This is a genomic window from Protofrankia sp. CiP1_Cm_nod3 (assembly GCF_982290655.1).
Map to the genome: position 1 here is coordinate 1 of NZ_CEVIVD010000096.1, position 3400 is coordinate 3400.

Consider the following 3400-nt stretch of genomic DNA (forward strand, 5'->3'; position numbering starts at 1 on the left):
GAGCTCTGTCGCCCTGACCGCCGGTGTCAACGCCGGCACCGTCAACAAGGGCGACGGCGAGGTCATCATCACGTGGGGTTCCTCGCAGGAGCCCAGGCCCACGAAGCCGTCCACGCCTCCGACACCGAGCCCGACACCGACACCGACACCGACACCGAGCCCGACACCGAGTCCGAACCCAACGCCGAGCCCTGCTCCGAAGCCGGCAGCGGCCACCGCCTATGTGATCAACAATTTCGGGAACACGGTCACCCCGATCGACGTGACGACCAATACGGCCGGTGCCCCGATCCGGGTAGGTGCAAGCCCCAGAGGGCTTACGGTCACACCTGATGGCAGGACCGTCTATGTGACGAACCGGGCTGACAACACGGTGACGCCGATCGATGTGGCCACCAGCACCCCTGGCGCCCCGATCCCGGTCGGTCAGTTCCCGTTCGGGGTCGCAGTGACTCCCGACGGCCGGACCGCTTACGTGGTGGACAACGCCAGCGATGACGTGACGCCGATCGATGTGGCCACCAGTACTCCCGGTGCCCGCATCCCGGTGGGGGACGACGCACACTACGTCGCGATCACCCCCGATGGCAGGACCGCCTACGTCACCAACGCCGCAAGCAACACGGTGACGCCGATCGATGTCGCCACCAACACCCCCGGCACACCGATCCCAGCCGGGAACAACCCGCAGGGAATTGTGATCACACCCGACGGCAGGACCGTGTACGTCACGGACAACGCCGACGCTGCCAGCGCCACCGTGACACCGATCGATGTGGCCACCAACACCCCTGGCAAACCGATTCAGGTCAGCGACCGCCCGGTCGGGATCTCGATCACGCCCGATGGCCGAACCGTGTACGTCACCAATGAGCGTGACGCCGTGGTGACGCCGATCGATGTGGCCACCAGCACCCCCGGCACTCCTATCTCCACCGGAGGCATCGAACCGTTCTACATCGCGGTCACGCCGGACGGCGTGGCCGCCTATGCGGTCAACCGCGACAGCGACACGGTGACGCCGATCGATGTGGCCAGCAACACCGCCGGCACCCCGATCCCCGTCGGTGACCGGCCGGTGGGGATCGCGATCAGCGCACCACCGAAGGCCGTACCGCCCCCGCCGGTGTGCGGGACGACCGGTGTGCTGTCCGGGACGACGACAATGACCTGCACCTATCACAACATCGGATCGGACACCTTCACGGTGCCCGCGGGAGTGAGCTCGGTCGAGGTCGTGGTGACCGGCGCCCAGGGCGGGCACTACTTCATCACTGGTGACGCGGCACACCCGTCCCCGGCAGGGGACATCACCGGGCGTCCCGGAGGTGGCGGTGGCCAGGCGTCCGGATCACTGACGGGGCTGAAGGGCAACCAGGTCCTGCAGGTGGACGTGGCGGGCAAGGGCGCCAACGGAACCGCGGCCTCGCGCTCGGGCGGAATGAGCAATGGCCCCTCCGGCGGATCGGGAGCACTCGGCGGGTTCGGTGGGTCCGACGCCGGCGTGTCAGGTGGGCCTGGTGATGGCTCCGGCGCGAACGGCGGGACAGCGTTCGACGGTGGTAACGGTTCCGGCGGCGGCGGTTCCTCCGACGTCCGCGTGGCCGCGGCAGGATGTGCCGCACGGAAGTGCGACCAGTCCACCCGGGTGCTGGTCGGTGCCGGCGGAGGCGGCGGCGGCGGCACCGGCGGGCAGGGCAACGCGCTCGGCGGAGCCGGGGGTGCCGGCGGCGGTGACGCCGGCACCGACGCTGGGTCGACCGTCGATGGTGGTAATGCCGGACTCCCGGGCAAGGGCGGCACCCAGACCACCGGAGGCGCCGGAGGACTGAACGCGTGCCGGCACGGCGCCGGGAATCCCCCGACCACCGATCCGCTGGCCGATCCGCGCTGCGGCGGAGACGGTACTGACGGCACGTCCGGTGCCGGCGGTGTCGGCGGTGCCGGGAACCTGCCCTGCAGCGGGGTGCACACCCCGCCCTGCCTGGACCCGACCGCCACCACGTCCGGTGGTGGCGCGGGCGGCGGCGCGGGCGGCGGCTACTTCGGTGGTGGCGGCGGCTCCGGTGGCGGCGGCACCTTCGGCGGCTACGGTGGCGCCGGCGGCGGGGGCGCGGGCGGGAGCTCGTTCGCCGCGTCGACCATCGGGAACCCCGTCCTGACCACCGGGGTCAACTCGGGCACGATCAACGACGGCAACGGTGAGGTCACGATCACCTGGACTCCTCCCGGTATCTCGGCTCCGGCTCCGATCTTGACCGCCACGCCGGCCCCGATCCCCACTCCGACCCCGATCCCGACCCCCACACTGGCACCCACGCCCACGCTGGCCCCGAAGCCCTAATGGGAGACGTATGACAAACCCTCAGAAGTAGCGCACGCAAGCAGAGCAGGACCCTGCGCTCGGCCGGTGATCGACTCAGTCACCGGCCGAGCCAGCGTTCGGCCCAGGCACATCAGGCGGGTCTGTTGGCGCTGTTGCGTTACGGGGATGCGGTGCACGCCAGGGCCCAGGCGATCGCGGTCAGACGGCCTGGGTGAGCTCGGTGAACACGGCCGAGAGCCGCAGCTGTGGGTCGACGTCGATCCCGAGGTCGTCGTGGCCGCGTCGGATGTTCTGGACCAGAGCGTGGTCGCGGTGGTCCCCGGGCCCACGCGTTCTGCGCGAACCACGCGACCTGAGCGTCTTGTCGTCGTCGGCGCCCGCCCGCCGTTCAGGTCAGCGAACGCACATCGGCGACGTCGTACTCGGCCACCAATGCGGCGAGTATCGCAGCGCTCTGTTCGTTGCTGGGGCCGCTGCCCCGGAATGCTTCGACAGCCGCTTGCGACTCCCAGCGCTCGAAGATGACGATGCGGCCGGAATCCACCAGATCCGCAGTGATAGAGAAGTCGAGGCAACCGGATGCGCGGCGGGCCTGTTCAACCACGTTCACACAGTCCACGAGGTAGGACTCGCGCTGTTGCGGATCGACGACGACATGCCCCGCGACGATCACCATCTGCTGCTCCTCTGCTGGTTCGAACCGGCTGTTGCAGAGTACGACCATCGACCGAGGCAGAACTCATCGGTTGACGTACGACGGACACGACGATCCTCGCCGGACAGAAACGATGATCATAGGCTTCGTAGCTGCTTGAACCACACCTGCTGGTCAGCTACTGTCCCATGTCGACGGCATCTGAGCTGGCGCGATGCGGTGGGTTATCTTTGCCGCTCCGGCGACACCCCCGGGAAAGCCAGCGCGGATCTGTTGCGTTCATTGTGGTGGGGTTCACTCGTCACCACCCCCATCCGATGGTCCTCGAAACGAGCCCCGCCGACCCATCCACCATCCAGCCACTCGACGCCAACACGATCATCCTATCGGGACGTCGCTACGACCGTTTGACCCCGCCC

2 protein-coding genes and 1 pseudogene are annotated in these 3400 nt (G+C 68.8%); 1 reads left to right on the forward strand and 2 read right to left on the reverse strand.

The features are described 5' to 3' along the window. The first annotated feature begins 262 nt into the window (after window positions 1-262). Complete coding sequence (locus AC5LUJ_RS17010; RefSeq protein WP_493465280.1) at window positions 263-2344, forward strand: beta-propeller fold lactonase family protein; 2082 nt, start codon at window positions 263-265, stop codon at window positions 2342-2344. Between the two features lie 180 nt (window positions 2345-2524). On the opposite strand, the pseudogene AC5LUJ_RS17015 reads toward AC5LUJ_RS17010, so the two are convergent. Both AC5LUJ_RS17015 and AC5LUJ_RS17020 read right to left on the reverse strand, forming a co-directional pair. Continuing rightward, window positions 2525-2632: pseudogene (locus tag AC5LUJ_RS17015) on the reverse strand (IS6 family transposase); the annotation flags it as partial. An 82-nt stretch (window positions 2633-2714) separates the two neighbouring features. Further along, window positions 2715-3002: a putative quinol monooxygenase gene (locus tag AC5LUJ_RS17020; RefSeq protein ID WP_250280997.1), complete on the reverse strand. Its 288-nt coding sequence runs from the start codon at window positions 3000-3002 to the stop codon at window positions 2715-2717. Window positions 3003-3400 lie beyond the last annotated feature (398 nt).

Bases quoted from the DNA above. Each gene is read 5' to 3' on its own strand.
- AC5LUJ_RS17020 (WP_250280997.1), bottom strand. From the start codon at position 3,002: ATGGTGATCGTCGCGGGGCATGTCGTCGTCGATCCGCAACAGCGCGAG.